The sequence below is a fragment of the Yoonia sp. SWMV100 genome (genome assembly GCF_056108365.1).
This window is the reverse complement of record NZ_JBWBAQ010000003.1, coordinates 388,388-405,006: the sequence shown is the minus strand read 5'-3', so window position 1 is coordinate 405,006 and position 16,619 is coordinate 388,388. Positions and strand designations below refer to the sequence as shown.

Here is a 16,619-nt window from a genome sequence, read left to right as displayed (position 1 = left end):
GTTCAGGCGACCTGTAAGGTGCTGTCGTAACCTGCTGATGTGATCAGTGCCGCGAGCTGCCTATCATCAAGGGCGCCTTGTACGGTCACGGTGTGATCGGTCAGATCACAGGTCACGGTGGCGGTCGGGTCGGCAGTTGTGATGGCTTTCGTGATCGCAGCGGTGCAATGGCCGCAGCTCATTTTAGGGACGTTAAAAATCATCTTGGGACTACTCCGTTGTGGTGGTTTTTACATAGGGTTTCCACCAACGGGAGGGTCAAGCCCGCAGAAAGACTTTTCTAACACTTGACCTTCCCGCAACTGGAACCACCATGTAGCATATCGAACATCCCGCAAGGAGCCCGATATGACTGCCCAAATGCCAATTACCCTGACTGTTGAAGGCATGACATGTGCGTCTTGCGTCGGACGTGTCGATCATGCGCTCGCGGCCGTACCGGGCGTGACGTCGGTCAATGTGAACCTTGCCACTGAAACGGCTGCCGTGACCTTTGATGATGGGGCGGTTGACGCAGATGCCTTAATCCGTGCTGCGACAGACGCCGGCTACCCGGCAACCGTTGCCGTTGCGACCGCCAGTCAGGACCGGGCAGAGCGCAAAGAAGAAGAAGCCCACCATCTGAAGCGCCGTGTTACGATTGCTGCGGCCCTTGCAGTGCCTGTTTTTGTGATGGAAATGGGGGGGCATCTGATCCCCGCCTTCCATATGATGATTCACAATACCATCGGTACACAGGCCAGTTGGGTGATCCAATGGGTGCTGACCACGCTTGTGCTGATCGGGCCGGGCCGGCAATTTTATCTGCGCGGCGTGCCCGCGTTGCTGAAACTTGCACCCGATATGAACAGCCTTGTCGCGGTCGGAACCGGTGCCGCCTATGTCTATTCTGTTATTGCAACATTTGCGCCGGCTTTGCTCCCGGATGCGGTGCGTTCGGTGTACTTTGAAGCAGCGGCGGTGATCGTGGTGCTGATCCTGATCGGGCGCTGGCTCGAGGCGCGTGCGAAAGGCCGCACAGGTGCTGCGATCCAGAAACTGTTGCGATTGCAGGCGCAGACAGCACGTGTGATCCGCGACGGGGAAACCAGCGATATCGCAATCGAGGCGTTGCAGGTGGGTGACATCGTGCTGGTGCGTCCGGGCGAACGGATCGCCGTTGACGGAACAGTGACGACCGGCGACAGCTATGTTGATGAAAGCATGATCACTGGCGAACCGGTTCCCGTTGCGAAAACGACAGGTGATACCGTAACTGGTGGCACAGTGAACGGCGCTGGCGGTTTTCAGTTTCGCACCGTGCGCGTGGGGGCGGACACCACACTTTCGCAGATCATCCGTATGGTCGAAGACGCCCAAGGCGCAAAGCTACCCATCCAAGGGATCGTAGACCGGATCACATTGTGGTTTGTGCCTGCCGTTATGGGATTGGCCGCGTTGACCGTGCTGGCGTGGTTGGTGATGGGACCCAACCTGACCTATGCGCTGGTCGCGGGGGTTTCCGTGCTGATCATTGCATGCCCTTGCGCGATGGGGCTTGCCACGCCGACGTCGATCATGGTGGGCACCGGGCGTGCCGCTGAAATGGGTGTTCTGTTTCGCAAGGGTGACGCATTGCAGGCATTGGGTTCAGTGACAGTCGTTGCGCTGGACAAAACCGGCACCGTGACCGAAGGCAAACCGGCGTTGACCGATCTTGTGCTGGCTGACGGATTTGACCGCGCTGCGGTGCTGGCGCAGGTCGCAGCCGTCGAGGCCCAGTCTGAACATCCGATTGCGCAGGCCATACTGCGTGCAGCACACGATGAAAAATTGACGCTGCCGCCCCTTTCAAATTTCCAGACCATCACGGGTTATGGCGTGCGGGCGCTGGTGGATGGCGCGGATGTGCTTGTCGGGGCAGGTCGGTTGATGGCGCGCGAAAACATCGACTTGGGTGACTTGGCGATGGCTGAAACAGAGATTGCACGCCAAGGGCGCACCGCGCTCTTCGCGGCCATCGGGGGGCAGATCGCAGCAGTCATCGGAGTCGCCGACCCGGTAAAGCCCGCAAGCCGGGCCGCCATTGCCGCCTTGCATCGCTTGGGCCTGAAGGTTGCGATGGTCACGGGTGACAAACAGGAAACCGCTGACGCGATCGCTGCCGAAATCGGGATCGATCATGTTGTTGCGGGTGTGTTGCCCGACGGCAAAGTTGCCGCGTTGGAAAAACTGCGCGGTACTGGAAAAATCGCCTTTGTCGGTGACGGGATCAATGATGCGCCCGCGCTTGCCCATGCTGACGTTGGTATCGCGATCGGCACCGGCACTGACGTGGCAATCGAAAGCGCCGATGTGGTATTGATGTCAGGCGACTTGCGCGGGGTGGTGAATGCCTTTGATATTTCACGCCGGACCATGACCAATATCAAGGAAAACCTTGGCTGGGCCTTTGGGTATAATGTTGCGCTGATTCCTGTTGCCGCAGGCGTGCTTTACCCGGCCTTTGGGATTTTGCTATCACCGATATTGGCCGCAGGGGCGATGGCGATGTCATCGGTCTTTGTGCTGACGAACGCGCTGCGCTTGCGTCGGGTAAAACCCGTAATGAATGAAACAAGCCCACAAGCCGGAGACTGATATGAATATTGGAAACGTCGCAGAGCGATCAGGTCTGCCGCCCAAAACGATCCGCTACTATGAAGATATCGGGTTGATCATGCCGCAACGGTCCGCCAACGGGTATCGCGCCTTTGGGGAAAATGATCTGCACAAACTGACGTTCATCGCGCGCGCGCGGGCGCTGGGTTTTACCATCGATGACTGCAGAACGCTGCTGGGCTTATACGCCGATGACAACCGCGAAAGCGGGCAGGTCAAAGCGGTGGCCAAAGGGCATCTTGATGCGATCGACGAAAAAATCGCGCAGCTACAGTCGATGCGCGCCACGCTGTCACGTTTGGTGACATGCTGCGCGGGCGACGATCGGCCGGACTGCCCGATTCTGGACGATTTGGCAGCCGCCCACCTGCCGTAGCGGCACAGCGCTGTACAAGAAATTGCAGAGCCCGTATGACGACGGTTCACTGATCAATTTGGCGCGCTAGCGCCATGACTGTCTGGGCAATCGAGGGTTCACCATGCAAACGCCATTTTATCTGATCGATAAATCACGTCTTCTGCAAAACATGGAGAAGATCGCGTGGCTGCGCGCCGAATCCGGTGCAAAGTCGCTGCTCGCGCTCAAATGTTTCGCGACTTGGTCGGTGTTCGACTTTATGGCGCAGTATATGGACGGGTCCACCTCGTCGTCTCTTTACGAGGTCAAGCTGGGCTATGAAAAATTCCCCGGTGAAACACACGCCTATTCCGTGGCCTATGCTGACAACGAAATTACCGAAGTTTTGGCAAATTCGGACAAAATCATCTTTAACTCCATCGGTCAGCTTGAAAAATTCGAAACCGCCGCCGCCGGACATGTGCGCGGTTTGCGGGTGAATCCCGGCGTGTCGACATCGTCTTTCGACCTTGCGGACCCTGCGCGCCCGTTTAGCCGTTTGGGTGAACATGATCCTGCGGCCATTGACGCGGTGTCGGATAAAATTTCCGGCCTGATGTTCCACAACAACTGTGAAAACGATGACTTTGACCGGTTCGACGCGATGCTGACCCTGATCGAGGATCGGTTCGGCGCGATCATCGCAAAAATGGACTGGATCAGCCTTGGCGGTGGCATCCATTTCACTGGCGCAAATTACCCGCTGGATCGATTGGCCGAGCGCCTGAAACGTTTTGCATCCGACAATGGCGTGCAGGTTTACCTTGAACCGGGCGAGGCCGCGATCACCGGTGCCGCAACCCTAGAAGTGAGCGTCCTTGACACGCTGCATAACGGTAAAAATCTGGCGATCGTCGACAGTTCGATCGAGGCGCATATGCTTGATTTGCTCATCTACCGCGAATCCGCCAAGATCAGCCCGAATACAGGCGATCATGAATGGATGATCTGCGGGAAATCCTGCCTTGCGGGGGATATTTTTGGCGAGTTCCGTTTCGATAAGCCGCTGAAAGCTGGTGACAGAATTTCGATTCAAGATGCCGCTGGTTACACAATGGTTAAAAAGAACTGGTTCAATGGCGTGAAGATGCCGGGAATCGCGATCCGTGAACTGGATGGAACCACGCGTATGGTGCGCGACTTTGACTATGCCGACTTTGCGGCAGCCCTTTCTTAACCCGACAAACAAAAGAGGTCTCTTGGATACATGAAACGCAACGTTCTTATCATCGGCGCTGGTGGCGTCGCCCAAGTCGTGGCGCATAAATGCGCACAAAACAACGATGTTTTGGGGGATATTCATATCGCCAGTCGGACGGTTTCCAAATGCGACGCTATCATTGCCAGCGTGCATGAAAAAAACGCGATGAAACAGGACGGCGTTCTGCTGTCGCATGCCGTTGACGCGATGGATACCGATGCTGTTGCCGCGTTGATCAAGGACACAGGCGCACAAATTGTCATCAACGTTGGCGCACCTTTCGTGAACATGACCGTGTTAGATGCCTGTATTCAGACAGGGACCGCCTACATCGACACAGCGATCCACGAAGATCCGGCCAAGATTTGTGAAACCCCGCCATGGTACGGAAACTACGAATGGAAACGCCGCGACGACTGTGCAAAGGCCGGCGTGACCGCGATCCTTGGGGCGGGGTTTGATCCGGGCGTTGTGAACGCGTTTGCACGCTTTGCGGTTGATGAATTCATGGACACGGTCACGTCAATCGACATCGTGGACATTAATGCAGGATCGCACGGCAAATACTTTTCGACCAACTTTGACCCTGAAATCAATTTCCGTGAATTCACCGGCACGGTGTACAGTTGGCAACAAGGCGCATGGCAATCGAACGCAATGTTCGAAGTTGGCCGCGAATGGGACTTGCCTGTCGTCGGTAAACAAAAGGCGTATATGTCCGGCCACGACGAGGTGCATTCGCTTGCCGCCAACTATCCTGACGCAGATGTCCGATTCTGGATGGGCTTTGGTGATCATTATATCAACGTCTTTACCGTTTTGAAAAACCTTGGGTTGCTATCGGAACAACCTGTCGTCACCGCCGAAGGGCTTGAGGTCGTGCCGCTGAAGGTTGTCAAAGCCGTGTTGCCTGATCCATCAAGCCTGGCACCGAACTACACCGGCAAGACCTGCATCGGTGATCTGGTAAAGGGCACCAAAGACGGACAAGAGGTCGAGGTGTTTGTGTACAACGTCGCTGACCACAAAGACGCCTACGAAGAAGTCGGCAGCCAAGGCATCTCTTATACCGCCGGTGTGCCGCCTGTGGCCGTGGCCATGTTGATCGCGGATGGGTCATATGACCACGGCAAAATGCTGAACGTCGAAGAGCTGGACCCAAAACCGTTCTTTACGCTGCTCGACCAGCTTGGTCTGCCGACACGGGTTAAAGACGCGCAAGGCGACCGCGCCTGGAACGCCTGAAACACCCGACCAACCACCGGTGGCGTCATCGGTGGTTGGATACTGCGTAACGGTCTGCGCAGATTGCGGATCCCAGCCAAACACGATCACCTTCGCAAAGCACAGGGCGGTGTGTCGGTCTCTGATCTGTGCCGGAGCATGGGATGAGCGGTGTGGCCTTGTCGCGTTTTTGTTCCGTTCTCTTTCGAGCGATTTTTGCTATGAAAGAGACAAAGAATGGCAACGCGATACACCGACGAGTTTGGCGGTGATGCAGTGCGCATCGCAACTACCAGTGGACTGAAATGACCACAAGCTTACTCTGATTAGGGTATTGGGCGTTCGACCCTGAACAAGTGGATCCAAAAGTATCAGCATGATGACCTTATGTCGGGTCCTCATGAAGATGTGGAGCGGGAGAACGAGCGCATTCGCGAGGAGAGGGAAGTGTTAAGAAATGCGGCGATCTTCTTGAAGGCCAAAGCCGGTGAGGTTTGCTTTCACCGAAGCCTGGAAAGAAGAATGGCCTGTCGACTGTCTCTGACGTGTTATGCAGGTTACATCGCGTGGTTATCGTGCGTGGCGAGTGCGTCCGATAAGCCCGCGTCAACGCAGCGATATGGTTATTCTGGCGCATATCCGTGAACAACACCGTCCCAGCCTGCATCGCTATGGTCGACCACGCATGACCGAAGAGTTGCAGGAGCGGGGGCTGAACGTCGGGCACCGCCGGATTGGCCGCCTAATGTGCATGACCGGCATCATGACCGTCGGAACTCAGAAATGCAAGTTGACCACGGACAGTAACCACGCTTTCAACATCGCGCCCAACTTGCTGGATCAGGACTTGTCTGCCGATGGGCCAAATCAAAAATGGGCGGGTGATATCTCGTACATTTGAACCAGCGCAGGCTGGCTTAACTGGCAGTCATCCTTGATCTGTACTCCCCTCGCGTCATCGGATGGGCGGTCAGCAATCTCATGAAATGGGATCTGGCGATCCGGGCGTTGGACACGGCCGTAGCCCAGCGACAACCTGCCAAGGGCTGCATTCACCACACGGATCGTCGTGCATCGCAAGACTGTTCACATGACGATCAGAAGCGCCTGTCAAAGCATGGCTTCAAGGTATCCATGGGAGGTAAAGGGAATTGTTATGACAATTCCATGGTGGAAACCTTCTTCAAATCGCTCGAAGCTGAGGTGATCTGGCGCAACCGCTGGGAAACCAGACGCCAGGCCGAAGGCGCGATCTTCCAGTAAATCAAGGGATTCTACAATCCGCGGCGGCGGCACTCGTCGCTACGCGGCAAAAGCCCCTTGGCGTTCGCACTAAAGGCAGCCAAATGAGTTAAGAGACCGGAACGTACGCCGGACAAGACCACTCGGGAGGGAGGCCCAATGAGAACCCTGCCGCCAACATGACTCACAAAGGTGAGAACCGCTGTGTGTCGCAGTTTGTGTGGATAAAAAAAAAAACCCTCCGAAAACTAAGTTTCTAAGGGTTGTTTGGCTTGCTAATGGTGCCCAGGAGAGGACTCGAACCTCCACGTCCATACAGACACCAGCACCTGAAGCTGGCGCGTCTACCATTCCGCCACCTGGGCAAGTGTCGTGGAGGGCGATCTAAGGCTGAAACCGGGTGGTGTCAACGCGATTCGACGGGAAAATTGCGTTCGTTCAAAAAGACCACATAGAAACCTTTTAAATGCGGCTTGTCTGACCATGGCTGGCCCGCTAAACCGTGTTAAACCTGCAAAGAGGCCTTCCCATGTCCAAGCTAGTCACCATTTTCGGCGGATCCGGTTTTGTGGGGCGTTACATCGCCCGTCGCATGGCCCAAGAGGGATGGCGCGTCCGCGTGGCCGTCCGCAATGTCAACGAGGCGATGTTTGTGCGTCCCTACGGTGCCGTCGGGCAAGTAGAGCCCGTGTTTTGCAACATTCGCGACGACGCGAGCGTTGCTGCCGTGACCGCTGGCGCGGATGTGGTTGTGAACTGTGTGGGTCTGCTGGACGAGGCGGGGAAGAACACGTTTGACGCGGTACACACCGAAGGCGCCGACCGCATCGCCCGGATTGCGGCGTCGCTGAACGTTGCGCGCATGGTGCATGTATCTGCGATCGGCGCCGACGAAAACGCGCCAAGCATCTATGGCCGCACCAAATCAGCGGGAGAGGCCGCTGTGCTGGCGCATTTCCCGGGCGCGGTTATTTTGCGCCCGTCGATTGTTTTTGGTCCCGAAGATGAATTCTTTAACCGGTTTGCGGGGATGTCCCGTTTTGGGCCGATCCTGCCCGTTGTCGGCGCAGAGACAAAGTTTCAACCGGTTTACGTCGATGATGTTGCCGCTGCCGCTGCGAAGGCCGTGTTGGGGCATGCACCAGCCGGGGTATACGAATTGGGCGGCCCGGATGTTCTGGATTTTCGTGGCCTGATGCAAAAGATGCTGGGAGTTGTCCGCCGTCGGCGTTTGATCGTCAACATCCCGTTCTGGGTGGCGCGATTGATGGCCAAAGGCTTTGGTATCGGGCGCGTGCTTTCGTTGGGGCTCGTCAAGGGGCCGATTACGACAGATCAAGTGGCAAACCTGACTGTGGATAATGTGGTCACTCCCGGGGCAAATGACCTTGCCGCGCTGGGCATTCAGCCAACGTCGTTGGATGCTATTTTGCCTGACTATTTGTGGCGGTTCCGGCCATCAGGCCAGTACGACGCCATCAAGGAATCTGCGAAAAACTTGAAAGCTTAGGTATACGCGATCCACAGCAGGACGGTCCCCAGAATAAGCCGGTAGATGACATATGGTGTATAACTGACGGCGCGCAGCAGGCGCATCATCAACGTCAGTGCCACCAACGCAGCCACGCAGGACATCGCGGCGACAATGGCGATATCATAAAGCGCGCTGGCATCCGCCGTCTTGGCGACATCCAGCCCGATCAGCGTCGCTGATGCGATAATCGTCGGGATCGACATCAGCATCGATAACCGTGCCGCATCGGCGCGGGTGTATCCCAAAATCCGCCCGGCCGTGATTGTGATCCCCGAACGCGACGTGCCGGGAATAAGCGCGACAGCCTGCCAGAGGCCCATCTTGATCGCGTCCGCTATGGTCCAGTCGGCGGATACCTTTCCAGTTGGTCCCTTTTGATCGGCCCAATAAAGGAAAATCCCGAATATGATCATCGTCCATCCGATGATTGCGATCCCGCGCAGATGATCCGATAGGCCGGTCAGTTTTAAAATGAGGCCGAAAGCAATAACGGGAATCGTCGCGATCAGCAGGCACAGCGCCAGTTTCGCGCCCGGCGTGTCCGCCTTGCCGGTCAACAAGCGGACGGTGCCACCGATTGCGAGGCGGACATCTGACCAGAAGAACAAAATGACCGCTGTCAGCGTCCCGACATGGGCTGCGACGTCGATCACTTGGCCTTGGTCGGCCATGCCGGTAAGGGACGGCAGCAGAATGAGGTGCCCAGACGAAGAGATGGGCAGAAATTCAGTGATCCCTTGGATTAACGCGACAAGCAGAAGGTTAAACAGTGTCATCTCGGGTCACCTGTGATTCGTTTTTCGTCACCCTAAACTGATGCGAAACAGGGGGAAGGGGATATATAGGTATCATGTCGGACCTAAATTTCATCCGCAAGTCCCGAAAAATGATCGCTGCCCCGGAAAATTATTGAATATAGGTCAGCATTACTGCCTTTTCATTTATTTCGATCCGTTTTAAAAGACGGTTCGCTCTGTAAAACGGGAGGACGGCGTATGGCTGGCCAGAAGATGCTGAAATTTACTGTCGTGGACCGCGAGATGCCGGAAAAGCGTCCGCCAAATCTGCGCAAGCAGGACTTTGGCGAGATCTATGCCGAATACGCGACAGCCAAAGCCGAAGAACAGGCAAGCCGCTGTTCGCAGTGTGGCGTGCCCTACTGCCAGTCCCACTGTCCGTTGCACAACAACATCCCTGACTGGCTGCGCCTAACCGCCGAAGGCCGGTTGGAAGAGGCCTATGAAATCAGCCAAGCCACGAACACGTTCCCAGAGATTTGCGGCCGCATTTGCCCACAAGATCGCCTGTGCGAAGGCAACTGCGTGATCGAGCAATCTGGTCATGGCACCGTGACAATCGGGTCGGTCGAAAAATTTATCACGGACACAGCGTTTGAAGAGGGTTGGGTGAAACCAATCCGTCCCGCTGTCGAACGTGCTGACAGCGTTGGTATTATCGGCGCTGGTCCCGGTGGTTTGGCCGCTGCGGATATGCTGCGTCGCCAAGGCGTGCAAGTGACGGTTTACGACCGTTACGATCGCGGTGGCGGGCTGCTGACATACGGCATCCCCGGATTTAAGCTTGAAAAAGACATTGTGATGCAGCGTATGGCGCAGCTTGAAGACGGCGGCGTCCAGTTTGTGCTGAACTGCACAGTCGGCGAAGATCTGTCGTTCGATGCGATCCGTGGCAAACACGACGCGATCCTGATTGCCACAGGCGTTTATAAAACCCACGATCTGCCGGATTCTGGCGCAGACGGGATCGTGCACGCCATTGATTTCTTGACCGCAAGCAACCGCAAAAGCTTTGGCGATGATGTGCCGGAATTTGATAGCGGTGAACTGAACGCTGCCGGCAAGCGCGTTGTCGTGATTGGTGGGGGGGACACTGCAATGGACTGCGTCCGCACGTCGATCCGTCAGGGCGCCGAAAGCGTGAAATGTCTGTACCGTCGCGACCGGGCCAACATGCCTGGATCACAACGTGAAGTGCAAAACGCCGAAGAAGAGGGCGTCGAATTTGTCTGGCTTGCTGCGCCTGCGGGTTTCGAAGGCGACGCGGTCACAGGTGTGAAGGTACAGAAAATGCGCCTTGGCGCACCCGACGTGACAGGACGCCGCGCCCCCGAAGTGATCCAAGGGGCCGATTATGTCGAACCCGCCGATCTGGTGATTAAGGCGCTTGGGTTTGCGCCCGAAGACCTGCCAAAGCTATGGGACGTTGAAGGTCTAGAGGTCACCCGTTGGGGAACGATCAAGGCTGAATTCGGTTCTGGCGCGACCAGCCTCGAAGGCGTTTACGCCGCTGGTGACATTGTTCGTGGCGCGTCTTTGGTGGTTTGGGCCATCCGCGACGGCCGCGACTCTGCGACGGCTATCCTGAATTTCTTGAACGAATCCGCATCGGTTGCGGCTGAATAAATCCTGTCGACCTGACCTGAAAGGTTAAGCATGCTTAAGCCATTGATGACGACTGTCGCCCTTGTGCTGGCTGCCCCCGTGGCGGCGCAGCAAAGCTTTGCTGCGCCAGAAGGTTGCGAAGGCACGCTGACAGTGCAGCAAAAAGGCTGCGTTATGGTGAATGTCTGGTCATGCGAGGCAGACAACCCCGGCGATCAGTGGATTGCATTGATCGGGCAGGCCGGTGTGTTCAGCGTGCAGCGGGTTGACCGTGAATTTCAGTGGATGGAAACCTATGGAATCGGCGGTACGGAGCGGTTGCAACAACCTGCGGCAGACCCGTCTTCGCTGACCGAGCTTCTTGAAAATCAAGTGGATACCTGGGATTTCACCATTGAAACCGAAGGTGGCAGTGAGCGTAACGTCGGCTTTGATATGCTGACAGGCGAGACGATCACAATTGACGGTGAACCGCTTTTGATGACCGCGTTCGAGGGGCAAACGATCGACGATCAGGGTAACATTCTGGACGAAAGCGAGGGGCGCCAATACGTAAGCCCGACGCACCGCTTGTTTTTTATGGGCGAAACCTGGGATGCCGCGACACCTGATCTGATCACCGATCTGTCTCCGCTGGAATTTATCTACCCCGGCGAACCCGGCTTTTTTGCGGCCACGCCTAAATACGAATGCAACCAAATCGAAACAGGCTACCATCCATGAAACTTGTGCTTGCCTTGGTGTGTCTGGCCAGTCCTGCCGTGGCGCAGTCTGGACCGACAACCTTTAGTTTGCCTGCTGGATGCACCGCGTTTGTCACGGTGCAAAACGCCAGCTGTGAAGTCGAACACCACTTTACCTGTGAAGGCGATGCCGAGGGTCACCAGCGCCGCGTCAGTCTCGATGAACAGGGCGTGACCTATGCTGGCGAAATAGACGCGGAAACCCAGTGGATTGCCAGTTTTCATGCGCTGACCGGGCATAGTGAATCGCTGATGCCGAACCCGACAGAGCCCGCGTCGCTGACCGATCTGATGGCGAACAGCGTTGATGACTACGATTTTCGCACCACCTCTGACATGTTTGGCGAAACCCGGTTTGTGGGGCGCGACACGCTCACGGGCAAAGAAGTGACCATTGACGGGGTCAGTTTGCTTGAAACGACCTATGATCTGACCGCGTATGCCGCAGACGGCAGCGTGATTTGGTCTGGCAAGGGCCGGGAATTTATCAGCCCCGACTGGCGCATGTTTCTGTCTGGCACGGGTGTGACAACCACACCCGAAGGCCAGTTTGAACACGACGACACCCCTGTCGAATTCATCTTTCCCGGTGAACCGGGTTTTCTAAGCACACGGCCAAAGCACGGCTGTGGGGTTGCGATCTCATCCGCACCACTTTCTGAGGAGACTACCTATGACTACCTATGATCAAGCTTGGGTCGCGGCTGAGGAAGCAAAGCGCAAGTGGATGGCCGAAAACGGCATGTACTCGACCGAGGATGAACATTCGTCCTGTGGTGTCGGTCTGGTCGTCGCCATTGACGGCACACCATCGCGCGGCGTGGTCCAAAACGGGATTGATGCGCTCAAGGCGATTTGGCACCGTGGTGCGGTTGATGCCGACGGTAAAACAGGCGACGGCGCGGGAATTCACGTGCAGATTCCTGTTGCTTTCTTTCAGGACCAAATCCGCCGCACAGGGCATGAACCTGACGCAGGCAAGATGATTGCGGTCGGTCAGGTGTTCCTGCCGCGCACCGATTTTGGTGCCCAAGAACGGTGCCGGACGATTGTTGAATCCGAAGTCCTGCGCATGGGGCACTATATCTACGGATGGCGCCATGTGCCGGTCAAGGTTGACTGTCTGGGCGACAAGGCAAACGCCACCCGCCCCGAGATCGAACAAATCCTGATCCGTTGTGAAAAAGACATCGATGACGAACAGTTCGAGCGCGAGCTGTACATCATCCGCCGCCGGATCGAAAAAGCCGCCGCAGCGGCGCAGATCAACGGCGTTTATATCTGCTCGCTTTCGTGCCGGTCGATCATTTACAAAGGCATGATGCTGGCCGAACAGGTTGCGGATTTCTATCCCGACCTGATGGACGAACGGTTTGAATCCGCGTTTGCGATTTATCACCAGCGCTATTCCACCAACACCTTCCCGCAGTGGTCGCTGGCGCAACCATTCCGCATGTTGGCCCACAACGGCGAAATCAACACGCTAAAGGGCAACATCAACTGGATGAAGTCCCACGAAATCCGGATGGCGTCCGGTGCGTTTGGCGAAAAAGCCGAAGACATTAAGCCGATCATCCCATCGGGCACATCGGATTCCGCTGCGTTAGACTCTGTTTTCGAAGTGTTGGTCCGTGCGGGCCGTAACGCCCCAATGGCGAAAACAATGCTGGTCCCCGAAGCATGGGCGCAGCAAGCGACGGAAATGCCGCAAGCCTGGCAAGATATGTACAGCTATTGCAACGCGGTCATGGAACCTTGGGATGGGCCGGCAGCATTGGCGATGACGGATGGACGTTGGGTCTGTGGCGGTCTTGACCGCAACGGTCTGCGTCCACTGCGCTATGTCGTGACTGGCAATGGTCTGCTGATTGCAGGGTCCGAAGTGGGCATGGTGCCGATCGACGAAGCCACAGTTGTTGAAAAAGGCGCGCTTGGCCCTGGTCAGATGATCGCGGTTGATATGAAGGCCGGCAAGCTGTTCCATGATACGGAAATCAAAGACGTGCTTGCCGCGGCGCAGCCGTTTGGCGAATGGATCGAAAAAGTTGTCGATCTGACCGAACTGATGGGCGACGTGCCGGAAAAACCGCTGTTCGAAGGCGCGGAACTGCGTCAGCGTCAATTGGCGGCTGGCTATTCCATCGAAGACCTTGAACAGGTTCTGGCCCCAATGGCCGAAGATGGCAAAGAAATGATTGCCTCGATGGGGGACGATACCCCATCTGCGGTGCTGTCCAGCATTTACCGTCCGCTTTCGCATTTCTTCCGGCAGAATTTCAGTCAGGTCACCAACCCGCCGATCGACAGCTTGCGCGAAACGCGCGTCATGTCGCTCAAGACGCGGTTTGGGAACCTGAAAAACGTGCTCGACGAAAGTTCGTCGCAGACAGAAATTCTGGTGCTCGAAAGCCCGTTTGTGGCGAACGCGGAATTTGACGAAATGGTCCGCCATTTTGGCGATAACGTCGCGATCATTGATTGTACGTTTGAAGAAGGGCGCGGCGCATTGGCGGCCGGCCTGCACCGGATTCGTGACGAAGCCGAAGATGCCGTGCGGTCAGGCGCGGGCCACCTTGTGCTGACAGATCAGCACCAGTCGGTGGATCGCATCCCAATGCCGATGATTCTGGCGACCTCTGCGGTGCATTCCGGTTTGACATCCAAAGGCTTGCGGACTTTCTGTTCGGTGAACGTGCGGTCAGCAGAATGTATCGACCCGCATTACTTTGCGGTGCTGATCGGCTGTGGCGCGACGACGGTGAACGCCTATCTGGCGCAGGATTCGATTGCGCAGCGCGTCGAACGCGGGTTGATTGAAGGCCCGTTGACCGATGCCGTCATGCGCTACCGCGCGGCGGTGGATGCAGGGCTATTGAAAATCATGGCCAAGATGGGGATTTCGGTGATTTCGTCCTATCGCGGCGGTCTGAACTTTGAAGCGGTCGGCCTGTCACGGGCGATGGTCGCGGAATATTTCCCCGGTATGCAAAGCCGGATTTCCGGGATCGGGACACACGGCATTCAAACCAAGCTGGAAGAAGTCCACGCGCGCGGTTGGAAAAACGCGACCGACGTTCTGCCGATTGGCGGGTTTTACAAGGCCCGTCGGTCCGGTGAAAAACACGCGTGGGAAGCGCAGACAATGCACATGCTGCAAGCGGCCTGCAACAACGCGTCTTATGTGTTGTGGCAGCAGTACAGCAAGTCTATGCAGTCAAACCCGCCGATCCATTTGCGTGACCTTTTGGCGATCAAGCCGATGGCAAAGGCTGTTCCGATTGAAGAGGTTGAAAGCATCACGGCAATTCGCAAGCGGTTTGTGACGCCGGGTATGTCGCTGGGGGCGCTAAGCCCCGAAGCGCACAAAACGCTGAACGTCGCCATGAACCGGATCGGTGCGAAATCAGACAGCGGCGAAGGCGGCGAAGATCCGGCGCATTTCTTGCCCGAACCGAACGGCGACAACCCCTCTGCGAAGATCAAGCAGGTGGCTTCTGGTCGCTTTGGGGTGACGGCAGAATACCTGAACGCCTGTGAAGAGCTGGAAATCAAAGTCGCCCAAGGTGCCAAGCCCGGCGAGGGTGGTCAGTTGCCTGGCATGAAGGTCACAGACCTGATCGCCCGTCTGCGCCATTCGACCAAAGGCGTGACGCTGATTTCACCTCCGCCACACCACGATATCTATTCAATCGAGGATCTGGCCCAGCTGATCTATGACCTCAAGCAGATCAACCCACGCTGCAAAGTCACCGTGAAATTGGTGGCCTCGTCGGGTGTCGGTACGATTGCGGCGGGTGTGGCCAAGGCAAAGGCCGATGTGATCCTGATTTCCGGTCACAATGGTGGCACCGGTGCCAGCCCGGGAACGTCGATCAAATACGCGGGTCTGCCATGGGAAATGGGCCTGACCGAAGCGCATCAGGTTCTTGCGATGAACAACCTGCGCGAACGGGTCACGCTGCGTACCGATGGTGGTTTGCGTACGGGCCGTGACATTGTGATCGCCGCGATGCTTGGTGCCGAAGAATACGGGATCGGGACAGCTGCGCTGATCGCGATGGGGTGTATCATGGTACGCCAGTGCCAGTCGAACACCTGCCCGGTTGGTGTCTGTACCCAAGACGAAGCCCTGCGTGGCAAGTTCACCGGGAATGCGGAAAAGGTCGTCAACCTGATCACCTTCTACGCCACCGAAGTGCGCGAAATTCTTGCAAGCATCGGTGCCCGGTCGCTGGATGATGTCATTGGCCGTGCTGATCTGTTGACACAGGTCAGCCGTGGTGCCGCGCATCTTGATGATCTGGACCTGAACCCGCTGCTGATCACCGTCGATGGCGCGCATAAAATCACTTATGACCGCAACAAGCCGCGCAACGTGGTCGATGACACACTGGATGCACAGATCGTGCAAGACGCCGCGCGCTTCTTGAACGATGGTGAAAAGATGCAGTTGGACTATGCCGTACAAAACACACTGCGGACGATCGGCACACGTACATCCAGCCACATCGTGCAGAAATTCGGGATGCGTAACAGCCTGCAACCTGATCACCTGACAGTGAAACTGCGCGGCTCTGCCGGCCAGTCGCTAGGGGCGTTTGCCGCACCGGGCCTTAAGCTGGAAGTATCTGGTGATGCCAACGATTACGTCGGTAAGGGCCTGTCTGGCGGAACAATCGTGGTGCGCCCGTCGATGGCCAGCCCGTTGGTTGCATCTGAAAACACAATCATCGGGAACACGGTTCTTTACGGTGCAACGGCGGGGTATCTGTTCGCCGCAGGGCGTGCGGGTGAACGGTTTGCCGTTCGCAACTCGGGTGCGCATGTGGTGATCGAAGGCTGCGGCACAAACGGCTGTGAATACACGACCGGCGGTGTGGCTGTGATCCTTGGATCGATCGGTGCAAACTTTGGGGCGGGTATGACGGGTGGTATGGCCTACCTTTACGACCCCAAAGGCGAAGCCGGGCCATTGATCAACATGGAAACACTGGTGACAAACCCGGTTTCCGTCGACCATTGGCTCGATCAACTCAAAGACCTGATCGAACGCCACGCCAAGGAAACAGGCAGTGTCAAAGCTGCCGAGATTTTGCAGCACTGGGATGTGGAAAAAGACAACTTTGTCCAAGTCACGCCAAAGGAAATGCTGGTGCACCTCAAGCATCCGCTCACAACCGAGGCGGCCGCAATTCCTGCGGAATAAAAGCAACGCCCCTGCGCTGAATGACGCGCG

The 16,619-nt window shown here is 56.6% G+C and carries 11 protein-coding genes, 1 tRNA gene and 1 pseudogene; 10 read left to right on the top strand and 3 right to left on the bottom strand.

Translation table 11 applies throughout. The features are described 5' to 3' along the window. Positions 1–2: 2 nt before the first annotated feature. Positions 3–203, bottom strand: coding sequence for a heavy-metal-associated domain-containing protein (locus ACXJGX_RS06855; protein ID WP_474779960.1), 201 nt, complete (start codon positions 201–203; stop codon positions 3–5). A 145-nt stretch (positions 204–348) separates the two neighbouring features. Between ACXJGX_RS06855 and ACXJGX_RS06850 the strand changes: the two genes are divergently transcribed. From ACXJGX_RS06850 to ACXJGX_RS06830, 5 genes and pseudogenes are all read left to right on the top strand, one after another. Continuing rightward, complete coding sequence (locus tag ACXJGX_RS06850) at positions 349–2,619, top strand: heavy metal translocating P-type ATPase (protein ID WP_474779958.1); 2,271 nt, start codon at positions 349–351, stop codon at positions 2,617–2,619. A 1-nt stretch (position 2,620) separates the two neighbouring features. Beyond that, positions 2,621–3,016, top strand: coding sequence for a Cu(I)-responsive transcriptional regulator (cueR, locus tag ACXJGX_RS06845; protein ID WP_474779956.1), 396 nt, complete (start codon positions 2,621–2,623; stop codon positions 3,014–3,016). A 103-nt stretch (positions 3,017–3,119) separates the two neighbouring features. Next, positions 3,120–4,214: a carboxynorspermidine decarboxylase gene (locus tag ACXJGX_RS06840; protein WP_474779954.1), complete on the top strand. Its 1,095-nt coding sequence runs from the start codon at positions 3,120–3,122 to the stop codon at positions 4,212–4,214. 30 nt (positions 4,215–4,244) lie between these two features. After that, positions 4,245–5,483, top strand: coding sequence for a saccharopine dehydrogenase family protein (locus ACXJGX_RS06835; protein WP_474779952.1), 1,239 nt, complete (start codon positions 4,245–4,247; stop codon positions 5,481–5,483). Between the two features lie 216 nt (positions 5,484–5,699). Beyond that, positions 5,700–6,812 (top strand): annotated as a pseudogene (locus ACXJGX_RS06830) (IS3 family transposase). Between the two features lie 171 nt (positions 6,813–6,983). Here the strand turns inward: ACXJGX_RS06830 and ACXJGX_RS06825 are convergent. Next, positions 6,984–7,069 (bottom strand) — tRNA-Leu (locus tag ACXJGX_RS06825). Positions 7,070–7,233: 164 nt separating this feature from the next. Between ACXJGX_RS06825 and ACXJGX_RS06820 the strand changes: the two genes are divergently transcribed. Continuing rightward, entirely contained in the window at positions 7,234–8,214 is a 981-nt protein-coding gene (locus ACXJGX_RS06820) for a complex I NDUFA9 subunit family protein (RefSeq protein WP_474779950.1), read from the top strand. On the opposite strand, the gene ACXJGX_RS06815 is transcribed toward ACXJGX_RS06820, so the two are convergent. Further along, complete coding sequence (locus ACXJGX_RS06815; protein ID WP_474779948.1) at positions 8,211–9,014, bottom strand: undecaprenyl-diphosphate phosphatase; 804 nt, start codon at positions 9,012–9,014, stop codon at positions 8,211–8,213. The two genes, ACXJGX_RS06820 and ACXJGX_RS06815, sit on opposite strands and share 4 nt — an antisense overlap. A gap of 219 nt (positions 9,015–9,233) precedes the next feature. Between ACXJGX_RS06815 and ACXJGX_RS06810 the strand changes: the two genes are divergently transcribed. From ACXJGX_RS06810 to gltB, 4 genes are read left to right on the top strand one after another with little or no spacing between them, the layout of a single operon-like run. Continuing rightward, positions 9,234–10,661 carry an NAD(P)-dependent oxidoreductase gene (locus tag ACXJGX_RS06810; RefSeq protein WP_474779947.1) on the top strand — a complete coding sequence of 476 codons (1,428 nt, stop codon included), beginning with the start codon at positions 9,234–9,236 and terminating at the stop codon, positions 10,659–10,661. A 30-nt stretch (positions 10,662–10,691) separates the two neighbouring features. Continuing rightward, positions 10,692–11,363 (top strand): hypothetical protein, encoded by a 672-nt coding sequence (locus ACXJGX_RS06805; RefSeq protein WP_474779945.1) that lies wholly within the window; start codon positions 10,692–10,694, stop codon positions 11,361–11,363. Then, the gene (locus ACXJGX_RS06800) at positions 11,360–12,070 is read left to right on the top strand and encodes a hypothetical protein (protein ID WP_474779943.1); all 711 of its coding nucleotides are present in this window, start codon (positions 11,360–11,362) and stop codon (positions 12,068–12,070) included. The genes ACXJGX_RS06805 and ACXJGX_RS06800 overlap by 4 nt, the downstream gene beginning before the upstream one ends. Then, positions 12,057–16,589 (top strand): glutamate synthase large subunit, encoded by a 4,533-nt coding sequence (gene gltB, locus ACXJGX_RS06795; RefSeq protein WP_474779941.1) that lies wholly within the window; start codon positions 12,057–12,059, stop codon positions 16,587–16,589. The genes ACXJGX_RS06800 and gltB overlap by 14 nt, the downstream gene beginning before the upstream one ends. Positions 16,590–16,619: the final 30 nt, after the last annotated feature.